This window comes from Nonomuraea sp. KM90 (assembly GCF_052246675.1).
Classification (GTDB): domain Bacteria; phylum Actinomycetota; class Actinomycetes; order Streptosporangiales; family Streptosporangiaceae; genus Nonomuraea.
In genome coordinates, this window is record NZ_JBQQCB010000030.1 from 27,604 (window position 1) to 42,023 (window position 14,420).

General features: G+C 71.3%; 13 protein-coding genes. 7 read left to right on the top strand and 6 right to left on the bottom strand.

What is annotated here, in order from left to right; genetic code table 11:
- Positions 1-34: 34 nt before the first annotated feature.
- Positions 35-1,687 carry an extracellular solute-binding protein gene (locus tag ACTWPW_RS27475; RefSeq protein ID WP_443170314.1) on the top strand — a complete coding sequence of 551 codons (1,653 nt, stop codon included), beginning with the start codon at positions 35-37 and terminating at the stop codon, positions 1,685-1,687.
- 157 nt (positions 1,688-1,844) lie between these two features.
- On the opposite strand, the gene ACTWPW_RS27480 is transcribed toward ACTWPW_RS27475, so the two are convergent.
- From ACTWPW_RS27480 to ACTWPW_RS27495, 4 genes are all read right to left on the bottom strand, one after another.
- On the bottom strand, positions 1,845-3,674 hold the full coding sequence (locus ACTWPW_RS27480; protein WP_443170315.1) for a rhamnogalacturonan lyase family protein: 1,830 nt from the start codon (positions 3,672-3,674) through the stop codon (positions 1,845-1,847).
- A gap of 54 nt (positions 3,675-3,728) precedes the next feature.
- Positions 3,729-6,455: an exo-rhamnogalacturonan lyase family protein gene (locus ACTWPW_RS27485; RefSeq protein WP_443170316.1), complete on the bottom strand. Its 2,727-nt coding sequence runs from the start codon at positions 6,453-6,455 to the stop codon at positions 3,729-3,731.
- A 271-nt stretch (positions 6,456-6,726) separates the two neighbouring features.
- Positions 6,727-7,614 (bottom strand): helix-turn-helix domain-containing protein, encoded by an 888-nt coding sequence (locus tag ACTWPW_RS27490; protein WP_443170317.1) that lies wholly within the window; start codon positions 7,612-7,614, stop codon positions 6,727-6,729.
- 73 nt (positions 7,615-7,687) lie between these two features.
- Entirely contained in the window at positions 7,688-7,990 is a 303-nt protein-coding gene (locus ACTWPW_RS27495) for a histidine kinase dimerization/phospho-acceptor domain-containing protein (protein WP_443170318.1), read from the bottom strand.
- A gap of 208 nt (positions 7,991-8,198) precedes the next feature.
- Here ACTWPW_RS27495 and ACTWPW_RS27500 point away from each other — a divergent pair, with 208 nt between their 5' ends.
- From ACTWPW_RS27500 to ACTWPW_RS27525, 6 genes are read left to right on the top strand one after another with little or no spacing between them, the layout of a single operon-like run.
- Positions 8,199-8,732: a hypothetical protein gene (locus tag ACTWPW_RS27500; RefSeq protein ID WP_375113682.1), complete on the top strand. Its 534-nt coding sequence runs from the start codon at positions 8,199-8,201 to the stop codon at positions 8,730-8,732.
- Between the two features lie 32 nt (positions 8,733-8,764).
- The gene (locus ACTWPW_RS27505; protein ID WP_375113683.1) at positions 8,765-9,670 is read left to right on the top strand and encodes a DUF4097 family beta strand repeat-containing protein; all 906 of its coding nucleotides are present in this window, start codon (positions 8,765-8,767) and stop codon (positions 9,668-9,670) included.
- Positions 9,671-9,688: 18 nt separating this feature from the next.
- Positions 9,689-10,654 (top strand): ATP-binding cassette domain-containing protein, encoded by a 966-nt coding sequence (locus ACTWPW_RS27510; protein ID WP_443170319.1) that lies wholly within the window; start codon positions 9,689-9,691, stop codon positions 10,652-10,654.
- Positions 10,651-11,454 (top strand): ABC transporter permease, encoded by an 804-nt coding sequence (locus ACTWPW_RS27515; RefSeq protein WP_375113685.1) that lies wholly within the window; start codon positions 10,651-10,653, stop codon positions 11,452-11,454. The genes ACTWPW_RS27510 and ACTWPW_RS27515 overlap by 4 nt, the downstream gene beginning before the upstream one ends.
- On the top strand, positions 11,451-11,972 hold the full coding sequence (locus tag ACTWPW_RS27520; protein WP_443170320.1) for a DUF1707 SHOCT-like domain-containing protein: 522 nt from the start codon (positions 11,451-11,453) through the stop codon (positions 11,970-11,972). The genes ACTWPW_RS27515 and ACTWPW_RS27520 overlap by 4 nt, the downstream gene beginning before the upstream one ends.
- Before the next feature lie 17 nt (positions 11,973-11,989).
- A complete protein-coding gene (locus tag ACTWPW_RS27525; protein ID WP_375113687.1) occupies positions 11,990-12,697 on the top strand; it encodes a histidine phosphatase family protein in 708 nt (235 codons plus the stop codon).
- Here ACTWPW_RS27525 and ACTWPW_RS27530 read toward each other — a convergent pair.
- A complete protein-coding gene (locus ACTWPW_RS27530) occupies positions 12,596-13,141 on the bottom strand; it encodes an NUDIX hydrolase (protein WP_375113688.1) in 546 nt (181 codons plus the stop codon). The two genes, ACTWPW_RS27525 and ACTWPW_RS27530, sit on opposite strands and share 102 nt — an antisense overlap.
- 59 nt (positions 13,142-13,200) lie before the next feature.
- Positions 13,201-14,394 (bottom strand): aminotransferase class V-fold PLP-dependent enzyme, encoded by a 1,194-nt coding sequence (locus ACTWPW_RS27535; RefSeq protein WP_443170321.1) that lies wholly within the window; start codon positions 14,392-14,394, stop codon positions 13,201-13,203.
- Positions 14,395-14,420: the final 26 nt, after the last annotated feature.

A 14,420-nucleotide genomic window follows, 5' to 3' on the forward strand; every position in this document is an offset into this window, starting at 1 on the left:
CTTTTCGGCGACACCGCCGAGAGAGGAGTTCGTCATGGACAACACCGCCATCGGCCGCCGCGGCCTGCTCAGGATGGCCGGCGCCGGCGCGCTCGGCCTGGCCGCCGCGCCGCTGCTGTCCTCCTGCGGAGGCGGCGCGAGCACCTCGGGAGGCGGCGTCTCCAACGCGGGCAAGCAACTGGTCCCCTGGCCGGCGTACGTGCCCTTCGCCGGGCCGAAGCCGGACGCCCCCGGCGACGACACCGGCGTGCAGAACCTCTACCTGAAATACCCCGAGACCCTCGCCCAGTCGGTGAACGACACGGTCGGCGACGGCTCGAAGGTGACCGCGCTGGTGGTCACCTTCGGCCCGCCGCCCACCCCCGTCACGCAGAACCGGTACTGGCAGGCCATCAACAAGGCGCTCAACGTGGACCTCCAGGTCACGGTCGTGCCCGACCCCGAGTACGGCCAGAAGATGACCACCCTGATGGCCTCGGGCAGCGACCTGCCGGACATCATCATGTTCACGAACCTCGCGCTGCCGCACTCCCTGGAGTTCATCCAGGCGCAGTGCGCCGACCTGTCGGAGTTCGTCGGGGGCGACGCCGTCAAGCAGTTCCCGAACCTGGCCAACATCCCCCCGTACGCGTGGAAGGGCATGGGCCGGATCAACGGCAGGATCTACGGCATCCCGCTGGAGCGCCCGACCCCGGCCAACAGCCTGTTCGTCAACCGCACCGCCATGAACGAGGCGGGCATCCCCAAGACCTGGACGACCGAGCAGTACCTCGACGCCATGAAGGAGCTCAGCAGCGGCCGCAAGTGGGGGCTCGGCTGGTACAAGACCCTGTTCGGCGGGCTGGGCTCCATCACCTTCCACGCCGGCTCGCTCGGCGCGCCCAACACCTGGTCGCTCTCGAACGGCCAGTTCGCCACGACCCTGGCCACGCCGCAGTTCGAGGAGGCCCTCGGCCTCATGCGCAAGCTGGTCGAGGCCAGGTCGGTGCATCCCGACAGCCTCACCGTCAGCTCCACCGACATGCAGACCTACTTCCACAACGGCACCGTCGCGTCCATCCAGGACGGCTTCGGCTCCATGTCGCTGACCACCCTCACCAAGATCAACAAGCGGTACGAGCTCGACCTGGGCTACCCGTACGGCCCCTCCCCCACCCCCTGGCAGGGCGCCGGCATGTTCGGCTACGTCACCTTCAAGAAGGCCCCCGCCGACCGCATCAAGCTGCTCCTGCGCATCTCCGACTACCTCAGCGCGCCCTTCGGCACCAAGGAGTACGAGCTGGCCAACTACGGGGTCGAGGGCGTGCACTTCACCAAGGAGGACGGCGGCATCAAGACGCTCGACCTGTTCCAGACCGAGAACAACAACACCCTGCCCTTCCGGTACATCGGCACCGCCCCGTCGGTCCTCTACCTGCCCGGCTACCCCGAGACGGCCCAGGCCACCCACGACTGGCAGAAGGCGACCCTGCCCCGGAGCATCCCCAACCCGGCCAACGGCCTGCGCTCGGCCAGCCAGGTGAGCAAGGGCGCGCAGATGGGCCAGATCATGGGCGACGGCATCGCGGCGATCACCTTCGGCCGCAAGCCGCTGTCGGCGTGGAAGGACGTCGTCACCCAGTGGCGGAACGCGGGCGGCGACCGGGTGGCCGAGGAGCTCGCCAAGGAGCACGCGGCCACGCAGTGAGCCTGTTGAGCCCTGTTGAGCCCTGTTGAGCCCTGTTGAGCCCTGTTGAGCCCTGTTGAGCCCTGTTGACCCGATGGCCTGAAGAGCCTGAAGAGCCTGAGAGCCTGATGAGCCGCCCGGCTGCCGAAGCCGGGCGGCTCATCTCACGAAGGAGGGCTCAGCCGCCCGCGTAGGTGATGTTCGGCGCGGGCGGCTTCGTCATGCCCGCCCCCAGGAAGTAGTCGACGTGATGGGACTGCAGATAGCCCTTGAGCGTCATGCCGTTGCGGTAGGCCGGGTTGTGGGCGAGGGTGTAGAGCCTGGTCGTGGTGGGCCGGTCGGTGGTGAAGATGATCAGCTGGTCGTGGGCGGCGTTGGTGTACACGACCTCCTCCCGCCAGTCGCCGAACAGGTCGCCGACCAGGGCGGGGTTGGGGCCACTGGCGTTGACGGCGCCGTAGTGCGAGGTGGTGAGCAGCCGGGGCAGGCCGTTGGTGGGCTTGGGGTCGGCCGGGTTCCACTTCTCGAACTTGCCGTCGTTGAGCAGCTCCATGGTGAGGTCCCCGTCCCACCACAGGCCGAGGTGGGGCCACGGGCGTAGCGAGGTGTCGGGCTCGGTGAGCTGGTTGCTGCGCGCGTTGTAGAGGCCGGAGAAGGACCAGACCTCCATGCCGGGGAAGCGCGGGTCGATGTCGCCGGCCATGCCCCGGCCGACGTCGCCGACGCCGTCCTCGACGTGCTGCCAGAGCATGCCGCCGGTGCCGGCGTTGTAGTAGTACTCGCGCAGGCCGCTCGGGTTGTTCTGCTGGACGCCGTAACCCTGCAGGCCCGCGCGGTTCGGGTCCATCTTGGCGATGTGGAAGCGGTCGCCGTGGACGATGCCCTCGTCGGCCAGCGAGTAGCGCAGGCTGCCGTCGCCGTTGAGGACGAACCCGATCTCGGTGACCTCGTCCTTGCCGTCCTCGTCCACGTCCACGATGCGGGTGTTGTGGCCGTCGGCCATGTCGCCGTTGCCGCGCAGCCACTTCCACTGGTTGGTCAGGCTGGTGCCGTTGAACCTCCAGGCGGTCATCATGAGGTTGAAGTCGCCGGTGCCGACCCGGTTCTTCATGTACGCCACGAGGCTCTTACCGGTGCCGTCGAGGGAGCCGATGCCGAAACGGGCGTACATCGGGCCGTCGGCCAGGTAGTCCGTGGGCACCGGCGCCTTGGCCCTGGGCGCGCCCGTGCGACCGTCCAGGACGGCGATGGACTGGCGGACGTTGTCGCTCTCGGTGTGCCTCGACCCGTCGCCGAAGGTCACGCCGTTGGCGACGCGGACCGCCACCTCGGCGCGGCCGTCGCTGTCGAGGTCGCCGACCGTGACGCCGTCCCAGTGGCCGACGTCGACGGTGGCCGAGCCGCCTTCGATGTTGTCCTGGTTCGTGCTGTTCGGGCCGAGGTTGACCGACCACAGGAACGTGCCGTCGCGGCGGTACGCCTCGATCGTCTGCGGGCTGGTCTGGCGGTCGATGACGTAGTCGTACTCGCCGTCGCCGTCGAGGTCGCCGGCCCAGACGAACTTCACGTTGCCGCCGGGCCGCAGCGGGATGCGCACCACCGGCTCGACGGCGTGATCGGCCGTCAGCGTGAACGCGCCGCTGGCCGCCTGCTCCGCGCCGTTGATCACCGGGCGTACGCGGTAGCTGTTGGCCCTGGTCAGGTCGGCGGTGGAGTCGGTGTAGTTGGTGCCGCCGGTCAGCACGCCGGCGTTGAGCTTGACGTACGAGCCGCCGGCCGTCGAGCGGTAGACGTTGAAGCCGATGCCGTCGGGGTCGAGCCCCAGCAGCCGCCAGGTCACCAGGACGCTGGTGCCGCTGGAGCGCACGGCCACGACGCCGCGGCCCAGGTTCTCCATCGGGCGGGCGGCGGCCGCGGCGGTGCTCGGTGCGGCCGGCACGGCGACCAGCGCCGTACCGGCCGCCAGGATCGCCGCGGTGATGATCACGCCTTTGTGCGGGGCGTGCATGGTGCTCTCCTTTGCGTCGGGGGGTTACGCGGGAGTTGGTCGCCTGCGTCGGGGTTACGCGGGGAGGTGGTCGCCGACGAGGGCGAGGCACTGGATGGCGGCCAGGCCGTACTGGGCGGAGGCGTTGGTCGACAGGTCGGCCTCGTCCACCGGCTTGAGGACCTTCGAGCCCTCGATCCGCCTGGAGGCGAAGTCGTGCGCCTTCGGGTAGCCGGCGTGGCCGGTGTCGAACTCCTTCCAGGCGCGGGCGGCCAGGCCGGCGTCGCCGAGCTTGGCGGCGGCGTACGCGGTGAGCCGGGAGTGGGCCTGCCGGAGGTTCTGGTTGCCGAACGACTGCCCGGTCTCGGCCTGCTGCTCGGCGGCGGTGCCGTTGTAGAGGCGGCAGTACTGCAGCCACGCGTTGGTGAACGCCTGGTCGCCGGTCAGGGAGATGACCTCGCTGCACACCTCGACCAGGCCGAACACCGCGCCGAGCGAGCCGACGCTGACCGCGGTCCCGTTCGGCTTGAAGGTGCCGTCGTCGAGGTCGTACAGGCCGCTGCCGCGGACGAACCCGTTGGGCATCGCCGCGATCGTGCGCATGCCGTTGAGCAGCTTCTCCTTGGCGACGGGGTCGCCGCCGCGCTCCCACTCCGTCAGCCAGGCCAGCGCGAGTCCGCTCCAGTCGGTGCCGGTGCTGACGCCGAGGGCGTGCGGGTCGGGCTCGTACGGCTCGGTGCGGATCTTGCGGATGGGGTCGAGGACGAGGAACGTCCTGTCGGAGTCGACCAGGTCGCGCAGCAGGTCGCCGACGCGCTCGTCGGCGGTGAGGAAGTAGTAGAAGCGGCGGTAGCCGGCGTTGCTGATGCGGGCCTGCTTGGCGCTGTCGGCCCAGTGCTGCACGCCGTGCCGGGTGCCCAGGTCGCGCCACTTGCCCAGGTGGTAGACGTCCACCTCGCCGGTGTGGCGGGTCATGGCCTCGGCGAAGCGGAACGCCTCCGCCTTGCCGGTGCGCAGGTAGTGGTACCAGAGCCACAGGTCGGTGGACAGCTCGGAGTTGTCCCAGGCGTAGCCGCCCACGTCGTAGCGCCACACGTGCCGGTCGCCGTCGTAGCTGTGCATGACGTCGCCGTAGTCCCAGAAGCCGTACCAGGACCGCTGGTCGACCTGCTCGCTGTGGTATTTGAACATCAGGTCCAGGCGGTCCTCGATGAGCTTCCTGGCCGGGGTCGAGCGGTCCACCGGCGACCAGTCGCCGAACACCCCGGCGGCGTGCAGGTGCGCGGGAGGCGCGACGATCAGCGGGGGCGTGCGGACGGCGTCCGTCAGCTCGGCGATCTGCTCGGCGGCGAGGGTGGCCGCCAGCGCCCAGAACATCAGCTCCGTGGTGCGGGCGATCCCGTACGGGGTGCCGAAGCCCGGCTCGTAGTCCTCGTACGTGATCTCCAGGCCTTCGAGCTGCTCCGGGTAGGTGTCCTGGCCGAGGCCGTCGTGGTAGAAGCGCAAGTCCATCGCCCCGGCCTCCGGCGACCACAGCCACACCGTCACCTCGGCCCGGTCGCCGGCCGCGCCGCGGATGTCGAGCTGGGTCGGGTGCAGCTGCCAGAAGTTGCGCATGCCGAACGCGAACCCGCCCTCCGGGCTCCCGACGTAGCCGAGCCCCCCGGCCCGGCCGCCCGCGTCCACCGGGATCCAGCCGTGCCCGGCCTTGGTGCGCTTGCGGATCTGGAACCCGTCCGCCGACAGCTGGCGCAGCGAGTAGTCGCCGAAGGCCGGGATGAGGTGCAGGCGGGAGCTGACCCGGGTGTCCCAGGTCTCCACCGCCGGGGTGGCCTGGCCCGCCACCTGCGCCCGGCGCACGGCCGCGCCCGGATCGCGCCGCAACCCGGTGATGCCGCGGACGGCCTCGGCCAGCACACCGTCGCCGGGGCCCCCGAAGCGTACGTGCCGGTTGTACAGCTCGCCGCGCATCGGCACCTCGAACCGGATGCCCAGGCCCCGGATGAAGTCCTGCTGCTGGTCGCCGTCGTAGACGAAGCTGTGCACGGCGCGGACGCCGTCGCTGCCCGCGTAGAAGTAGAGCCGCACGGTGAACGGCAGCCACGACCGGTCGCCGTGCCGGTGCCGGCCCTCGATCCTCACCACCGCGCGGACCGGGCCCGACTGCTCGACCGTCACCTTCTCCGTCCGGCCGGCGAACTTCTCGGTCTTCACCGACCCGGACTCGTCGTCGTCGATCCCGTCCTGGCGCAGGCAGACCAGCTCGCCGTCGCGGGCGATCTCCGTGGTGCCCCGGAGGAGCGAGCGGACCAGCTTGTCACCCTTTTTCGGGATCCGGCATGTGATCACGCCCGTGGCCACCTCGACCTCGTCCCGGCCGTCCTTCACCGTCACGGCGGTCGCGGGCGCGGTGGGGGTGCCGGCGGCGAGCACGTACTGCTCGGCCGGGGGCACCTCGGTGCCGATGGCGTGCGCCGTCCACTTGAGCGTCCCGTCCGGCCAGTACGCCGTCGCCCAAGTCTGCACCGGCACCTGCTGCCCGGCCGCCGTGCGCAACGCGAACGCCTGGTCCTTCGGCACCACGCCCTTCGGCCACGCCACCCCCCACGTGGACCCGGCCGCCAGCCGCTTGGGCGCACCGCCTTCCAGCCACTTGAGCTGGACACCGTCCTCCAGCGGCCCCGCCGCCGCGACCCGCCGCGCGTCCTCGGCCCGCGCCGGTCCGGCGGCCAGGCCGAGCTGCCCGGCGGCACCGACCGCCGCCGCGCTCAAGAGCAGATTCCGTCGGGACATCATCGCCATGGGGGGCTCCCTGCAGGGTTGGCGTAACGCGAGGGAAACGGCCAGTTGTTTAACCGTTTACTAGGAACTGATCGCAGCATGCGGGGAATCGCCTGTCAAGTGGGGGGTTTCGGGCTGGATACGCTTCAATCGGAGGGCTGGGGTGTGTTTGGGGGTCACGCTTGACCAGGCAACTCGACGACCGCTGGACACGACGACACGCGCGAGGAACGGTCGTGTGGAAGCGGTTTACCCAGGCGGGGGGCGGGAGCTCACGGTTTCCCGGGAGGTCTCACCGGTCCGGGTGCCGCCCGCATCCGTGAAAGCCCTGGTGCGCGCGCTCGCCTCGGCGGCTCTCGGCCAGCGCCGTCATCATGTCCTCCGACGGGGAGCCGGTCGCCGGGGTGTAGACCACGAGGTACAGGTCCGGATCAGCGGTCGGGGCGAACGACTCCCAGTTGAGCGTCACCGTGCCCGCCTCGGGATGCCGGATGCGCTTGACACCGTACGTACAGTACGTCACCCGATGATCGGCCCAGTGCCGGGCGAAGTCCGCGGACCGCGCGAGCAGCTCGTCGACCAGCTCCTGCGGCCGCGGATCGTTCCCGGCCCGGCCCAGGGCGCCCCTGAGCCAGGCGGTGCACTCCGTCGCGACCTCCTCCCAGTCGGCGAAGACCTCGCGTGCCTTGGGATCGAGGAACGTCCAGCGGATCTCGTTCCGCTCGGCGCGCGGCATGGCCTCGAAGTCGTCCAGGAGGACGACGCCCATCCGGTTGATCGCCACGATGTCCAGGACCTCGGTCACCAGGAGCGCCGGCACCGGGTCGAGCACGTCCAGCATCATGCGCAGCGCCGCCCGCGCCCGGATCGGCGCACGGGCCGGCTCCTCCGGGGCCTCCGGCCCGTCGTTCAGCAGCTCGCGCAGGTGGCGGAACTCCTCGGAGGTCAGCCGCAGGACGCCGGCCACGGCATGCAGCACCTGGTCGGAGACGTTGCCGACACGCCCCTGCTCCATCCTGGTGTAGTAGTCGACGCTGACCCCCGCGGCCAGGGCGAGCTCCTCGCGGCGCAGCCCCGCGACCCGCCGGCCGTCGGCTCGCCAGGGCAGACCCACGTCTCCCGGGGAGACGCGAGCCCTCCTGGACCGCAGGAAGTCGCGCAGCTCGCCTGGCCGCCTCATCTCGCCAGTATGCATCCGCGCAGGTAAAGCAGGGTCAGAGCGCCGATCAACAGGTCCTCATGGTGACGCGGGTTCACCTGGGCGCGGAGCGCCGGAGCCGCTCTCCGAACCGGCTCGCGTCCAGGACCGCGGGCGTCGGGTCGGCGAACAGCTGCAGCTGCTCGATGACCTCCTGGAGCCGGCTCACGGCGCCGATGGTGCGGTCCAGCAGCCTGTCCAGGTCGACGCTGCCCGGGTTCAGCCGGGCCTCCTCCAGCTCCACACGCAGCGCGGCGACCGGCGTACGCAGCGCGTGCGCGGCGTCCTCGCTCAGCCGGCGCTGTTCCTCCAGCACGTGCCGGTACGATCGCGCCTTCGGTGTGGTGATGGTGCACATTCTTCGGTTCCCCCGTTCCGAGCAGTGACCCGCGGTCACACATCCAGTGAAACGCCTGGAAGCCCTCCGCACACATACGCCAGCTGGCCCTTCCGAAACTAGGTCTCGCCAGTACCACCCTGGCGAGACCGGCGGCTGACGCCACATGACGCCACTCTTCCCGCCGAAGGGGTTTGCCATGACGCCATCATGGTGTCATAGTGACGTCATGGACCTTGCGCCCTATGTCGATCACCTTCGCCGCGAACTGGCCATCGCCGCCGCGGCGGGCGGCGAGGAAGCCCACGCGCTGGGCGAGCGGCTCGCCGCCACGCTCGAGTCGGCCACCCGGCTCGCGCTGCTGGACGCCCTGTCCGCCGCCGCGGACGAGATCACCCATGACCTCGCGCCGGGCTCGGTCGAGGTGCGCCTGCGCGGCCGTGACCCCAGTTTCGTCGTGACGCCACCGCTGAGCGGCGGGTCGTTCCAGGAGGAGGACGAAAGGAGCCGGCCGGCCGCGGCGCCCCCGGCCCCGCCGCCACCGCCGGACACCGAGGAGGGCGGCACGTCCCGGATCTCGCTCCGGGTTCCCGAGCACCTCAAGCCCCGCATCGAGGAGGCCGCCGCCCGCGACGGGCTGTCGGTCAACGCCTGGCTCGTCCGCGCGGTCTCCGCCGCGCTCGACCCCGGCAAGGAGGACCGCCGCTCCGGCCGGGGCCCGGCCCAGCAGTCCGGTAAGCACTACAGCGGCTGGGTGCGCTGATGTTCATGCCAACCTACGACGCGGGGACCGCAATGCCGACTTTCGACACTCCCGAACCCATCCTCGTCATCATCGACTCGGCGACCGCCACCATCCGGATCAACGCGAGCGACCGCCCCGACACCGTCGTGGAGATCCGCCCGAGCGACGAGCTCAACGACGCCGACGTGCAGGTCGCCCAGGCCACCGAGGTCGAATACGCCGACGGCCGGCTCCTGGTGCGCACGGACAAGGACAGGGCCGGTTCGTCGTACGGCTGGGGCCTGTCGTTCGACAAGCTCGTGGAGTCGCCCGCGAACTGGGCGCGTTCACTGCTGGTCGGGGACGGCTCGGTCGACGTGACGATCGACCTGCCGTCCGGCTCCCGCGTGACCGCCAAGGCGGGGGCCGGCCTGCGCTGCCGGGGGCCGCTCGGCGAGGTGACCTTCACCAGCCAGTACGGCGACATCCGGGTCGAGCAGGCCGGCCGGCTGCGCCTGAAGACCACCCACGGCGACATCTCGGTCACCCGCTCGTCCGGGCACGCCGACATCACCTCGACCCACGGCGACATCCGCGTCGGCGAGATCGACGGCACCGCGGTGCTCGGCAACTCCCATGGAGAGCTCCACCTCGGCGCGATCACCGGCGACCTGCGGCTGCACAACGCCCACGGCGACATCACCGTCGACCGCGCCCTGGCCGGCGTCGCCATCAAGACCTCGTACGGCAGCGCGCGGATCGGCGAGGTGGTGTCCGGCGCGGTCGTCATGGAGACCACCGGCGGCGGGCTGGAGCTCGGCATCCGCGCGGGCAGCGCCGCCTGGCTCGACGTGAGCTCGCAGTACGGCACCGTGGACGTCGCCCTCGACCCCAGCGACGGCCCCGGCCAGTCCGACGAGGTCGTCGAGGTGCGTGCCCACACCGCCTACGGCAACATCGCCATCCACCGTTCCTGACGACCAAGGAGACCGCTCATGCCTGACGCGATAGTGGCCGAGGGTCTGGTCAAGACCTACGGCGACGTGACCGCCCTCGACGGGATGGACCTGACCGTTCCCGAGGGCACGGTGTTCGGACTGCTCGGCCCGAACGGCGCCGGCAAGACCACCACGGTGCGGATCTTGACCACGTTACTGCGACCGGATGCCGGCCGGGCCACGGTCGCCGGGTTCGACGTCGTACGCGACGCGCCCCGGCTGCGCGCCCACATCGGCGCCTCCGGCCAGTACGCCGCCGTGGACGACCACCTGACCGGCGCCGAGAACCTGGAGATGGTCGGCCGCCTCTACCACCTGGGCGTCAAGCGCAGCCGGCAGCGCGCCCGCGAGCTGCTGGAGCGCTTCGACCTGACGGAGGCGGGCGACCGCCCGGTGCAGGGCTACTCCGGCGGCATGCGCCGGCGCCTCGACCTGGCCGGCGCGCTGGTCGCCGACCCGCCGGTGCTGTTCCTCGACGAGCCCACGACCGGCCTGGACCCGCGGGCCCGGGCGAGCCTGTGGAACGTCATCGCCGAGCTGGTGAGCGGCGGCACGACGGTGCTGCTCACCACCCAGTACATGGAGGAGGCCGACCGGCTGGCCGACCGCATCGCGGTGGTCGCCAACGGGCGCGTGATCGCGCTCGGCACCGACGACGAGCTCAAGACCCAGGTCGGCGGCGACGGCCTCGAGCTGACGGTGACGAACGCGGCGGACCTGGCGACCGTGGCGCGGGCGCTGGCACCGCTGGCCGTCGGGCAGCCGCAGACCGACGCCACCGCTCTGCGGGTGACGATCCACGTCGCCGGGGGCGCGGCCTCGCTCCCCCGGGCGCTCGGCCACCTGGCCGCCGAGCGGATCACCGTACGCGACGCCGGGCTGCGCCGGCCGACCCTGGACGACGTGTTCCTCACCCTCACGGGACACCAGGCCGACGAGAAGACCGAGGAGAGCGTCCGATGAACGCCCTGCAACTGGCCGTCGCCGACGGCATGACGATCGCCAAGCGCAACGCCCTGAAGATCCGGCGGGCCCCCGACCTGCTGGGCGGCGTGGTCATGCTGCCGATCGTGTTCGTGCTGCTGTTCACCTACATCTTCGGCAGCATGATCAGCGTGCCCGGCATGTCGTACGGCGAATACCTGCTCCCCGGGATCTTCGTCATGACGATCGTCCAGAGCGGGCAGATCACCGGCTACACCCTGACGCAGGACCTGCAGAAGGGCATCTTCGACCGGTTCCGCACGCTGCCGATGTCCCCCTCCGCGGTGCTGACCGGTCAGACCGTCAGCGACGTGATCATGAACCTGATCAGCATCGTCACGATGGCGCTCGTCGGGCTGCTGGTCGGGTGGCGCATCCACTCCTCCCCGCTCGAGGCCGCGCTCGGGTTCCTGATGCTGCTGCTGTTCGCCTACGCCTTCTCCTGGGTGACGGCGACGGTCGCGCTGGCCCTGCGCACCCCCGAGGTGTTCAACAACATCTCCACCCTCCTGTCGTTGCCGCTGATCTTCCTGTCCAACGCCTTCGTCGACAGCGCGCGCCTGCCCGGGCCGCTGAAGCCGATCGCGGAATGGAACCCGGTCTCCACGCTCGTCCAGGCCGCGCGCGAGCTGTTCGGCAACACCAGCCCGGGCCTCCCCGTGCCCACCGCCTGGCCGCTGCGGCACGCGGTGCCGGTGTCGCTGCTGTGGTCGGTCGTGCTCCTGGCCGTGTTCGTGCCGCTGGCCACGCGGCTGTACAAGAAGGCCGCCAGCAAATGAGCCTCCTGCCCGACCGGGATCGGGACCGGGCGGTGGAGCTGGTCCAGCAGGCGTACGCGGACGGCCGGCTCGGTCACGCCGAGCTGGAGCTGCGACTCGAACGGGCGCTCACCGCCGCCTCCGCCCACGAGCTGGCGCCGATCGTGGGCGACCTGCCGGACGACGTGGTCCGGCTGGGCTCCACCGGCGGGCGCATCACCCGGGAGGGCGACTGGCTCGTCCCGCGCAGCCTGCACGTCGAGTCGGAGTACGGCAGGGTGCGGCTCGACCTGTCCCGGGCCGTCATCCGGCACTCGCGGATCGACATCGAGCTCTGGCTCACGTACGGGGGCGCCACGATCATCCTGCCCGCCGGCGCGAGCGCCGACACCGACGGGCTGCGCACCGAATGGGGCAGGGTGATCAGCAGGGCGGCGGGCCGCCGGCCGGCGGGCGGGCCGCACGTGCGGATCAGCGGCGAGCTCACCTACGGCCGCCTGACCGTCCGCTCCTCGGCGAGGCCCGTCCATCGCCAATAGAGTAATGTTCGGTAATTGTGGGACCTGACAACGGGAAGCCGGTCGAGTACCGGCAGGGACGATTCCGTACGCCGCCCGGCGCCACCGAGGTGCTCCTGGTCCGGCACGGCGAGTCGGAGCCCGCTCGCCCCGACCGGCCGTTCCCCCTGGTCGACGGCCAGGGCGACCCGGGGCTCGCGCCCGAGGGCCGCGAGCAGGCGGAGCGGGTGGGCCTGCGGCTGGCCGCCGAGCCCATCGACGCGATCTATGTGAGCTCGCTGCGGCGCACGTCCCAGACCGCCGCGCCGCTGGCCGCCCGGCTCGGCCTGACGCCGGTGGTCGAGCCCGACCTGCGGGAGGTGCACCTCGGCGAGTGGGAAGGCGGCATGTTCCGGCGCATGGTCGCGGAGGGCCATCCGATCGCGAAGCGGCTTTCGGACGAGGAACGCTGGGACGTGATCCCGGGCGCCGAGCCCGCCGCCGCCTTCTCCGAGCGGGTGCGCAAGGTGCTCGACAAGCTGGCCACCGCCCACCCCGGCCAGCGGATCGTCGCCGTCACCCACGGCGGTGTGATCGCCGAGGCGCTGGCGGCGGCCACGGGGTCGCGGCCGTTCGCGTTCCTCGGCCCCGACAACGCGTCGGTGTCACACCTGGTGCTGACCGAGGCCCGATGGATCCTGCGCCGCTTCAACGACACCGCGCACCTCGGCCCCGCCTTCCCCACCACGGCCGCCCCGCCCACCTGACGACTCGATCAGGAGGCGGTGCGACTCCAGCAGGCCCTCCGGGAGGTCGTCCGGGGCGCACCACCGGGCCTCCAGGATCTCCATCGGGTTCAGCCGCATCGTGCCGCCCCCGGCGTACGCGGCCGCGTACGCGACCTCGACCCTGAGCCGGAACCCGCTCCTGAGCCGCACCAGCTCCCCCACGCTCACCTCCAGCCCGGTCTCCTCCCGCACCTCGCGGACCACCGTCTGCTCGAACGTCTCCCCGCGCTTCGCGCCGCCGGTCGGCAGCCCCCACTGCCGGCGCTCGTCCCAGAACCGGTGCCGCAGCAGCAGCACGTTGCCGTCCCGGTCGCGGACGACACCGGTCACCCCGACCATGAACTTGGCCTGGGACAGGTAGAGCAGCCGCCACTGCGTCGACCCGCGGATGCCGAGCCAGAGCCGGGCGATCAGCCTCTTCACCGGTGTCCTCCATGATCGGGTGTCCTTGCAGCGTACCGAGGCGGCCGGCCCGCCCCTCCTCAGCCGCGCAGCCGATCGACCGCCTCGGCGAGCCGTTCCAGCTCCGCGTCGGTGTTGTAGTAGTGCACCGAGGCGCGGACGAGGGCGGGCAGGCCGCGGGCGGCGAGATCGTACCGGGCGTATTCCGGCAACGAGACCGAGGTGTTGATGTCCGCCTTCGCCAGCAGGTCGTGCACCTCGGCCGCGGGCACGCCGTCCACGGTGAAGGTGACGATGCCACACCGCCGGGTGCCCTGGTCGTGCACCCGTACGCCGGGCACCTGTGACAGCAGCTCCCTGAGCCGCCGCCCGAGCAGGCCGACGCGCTCTTCGATGGCGGCGGTCCCCCAGGACAGCGCGTGGTCCACGGCGGCGCCCAGGCCGAGCGCCGCGGCCACGTTGTGCTCCCAGGTCTCGAACTTCCGCGCGGACTCCCGCACCCGGTAGCGGTCGGGATGGGTCCAGGTGGCCGAGTGCAGGTCGAGGACCACGGGCTGGAGCCGCTCGCGGAGCTCGGGCCGGACGTAGAGGAAGCCGGTGCCACGCGGGCCGCGCAGGTATTTACGGCCGGGCGCGCTGAGGGCGTCGCAGCGCAGCCGTTCGACGTCGAGGTCGAGCTGGCCGGCCGACTGGCAGGCGTCCAGGAGGAACGGGACGCCCGCCTCCCGGGCGATCTCGCCCACCTCCTCGGCGGGGTTGACCAGGCCGCCCTGGGTCGGGACGTGGGTGATGGCGATCAGGCGGACCCGCTCGTCCAGGCGCCGCCGCAGGTCCGCCACGTCCAGCTGTCCGTCGGCGTCGTCGTCGACCACGTCGATCCGCACCCCGGTGCGCTCGGCGGTCTGCAGGAAGGCGATGACGTTGCTCGCGTACTCGGCCCGGCAGGTCAGGATGCGGTCGCCGGGGCGGAACGGCAGGGCGTAGAACACCGCCTGCCACGCCCTGGTGGCGCTGTCGGCCAGGGCGATGTCCGCGCTCCCGGCGTTCAGCAGGGTGGCGATGGACTCGCGGACCGCGGACAGTCGCGGCGCGGCGTCGGCCGCCGCCCGGTAGCCACCGCGAAGCGCCTCCGCGCGCAGGTGGGCGACCATCGTGTCCGTCACGGTCGCGGGAGGCAGGGCGGTCCCCGCGTTGTCCAGGTGGGTGACCTGCGTGCACCCGGGTGTCTCCATCCGGGCGCGAGCGACGTCGAACTGTTGCTGTATACAATTCATAGAAATTGAATACAGAATCTGCGGCT

Bases quoted from the DNA above. Each gene is read 5' to 3' on its own strand.
- ACTWPW_RS27475 (WP_443170314.1), top strand. From the start codon at position 35: ATGGACAACACCGCCATCGGCCGCCGCGGCCTGCTCAGGATGGCCGGC.
- ACTWPW_RS27480 (WP_443170315.1), bottom strand. From the start codon at position 3,674: ATGCACGCCCCGCACAAAGGCGTGATCATCACCGCGGCGATCCTGGCG.
- ACTWPW_RS27485 (WP_443170316.1), bottom strand. From the start codon at position 6,455: ATGGCGATGATGTCCCGACGGAATCTGCTCTTGAGCGCGGCGGCGGTC.
- ACTWPW_RS27490 (WP_443170317.1), bottom strand. From the start codon at position 7,614: ATGAGGCGGCCAGGCGAGCTGCGCGACTTCCTGCGGTCCAGGAGGGCT.
- ACTWPW_RS27495 (WP_443170318.1), bottom strand. From the start codon at position 7,990: ATGTGCACCATCACCACACCGAAGGCGCGATCGTACCGGCACGTGCTG.
- ACTWPW_RS27500 (WP_375113682.1), top strand. From the start codon at position 8,199: ATGGACCTTGCGCCCTATGTCGATCACCTTCGCCGCGAACTGGCCATC.
- ACTWPW_RS27505 (WP_375113683.1), top strand. From the start codon at position 8,765: ATGCCGACTTTCGACACTCCCGAACCCATCCTCGTCATCATCGACTCG.
- ACTWPW_RS27510 (WP_443170319.1), top strand. From the start codon at position 9,689: ATGCCTGACGCGATAGTGGCCGAGGGTCTGGTCAAGACCTACGGCGAC.
- ACTWPW_RS27515 (WP_375113685.1), top strand. From the start codon at position 10,651: ATGAACGCCCTGCAACTGGCCGTCGCCGACGGCATGACGATCGCCAAG.
- ACTWPW_RS27520 (WP_443170320.1), top strand. From the start codon at position 11,451: ATGAGCCTCCTGCCCGACCGGGATCGGGACCGGGCGGTGGAGCTGGTC.
- ACTWPW_RS27535 (WP_443170321.1), bottom strand. From the start codon at position 14,394: ATGAATTGTATACAGCAACAGTTCGACGTCGCTCGCGCCCGGATGGAG.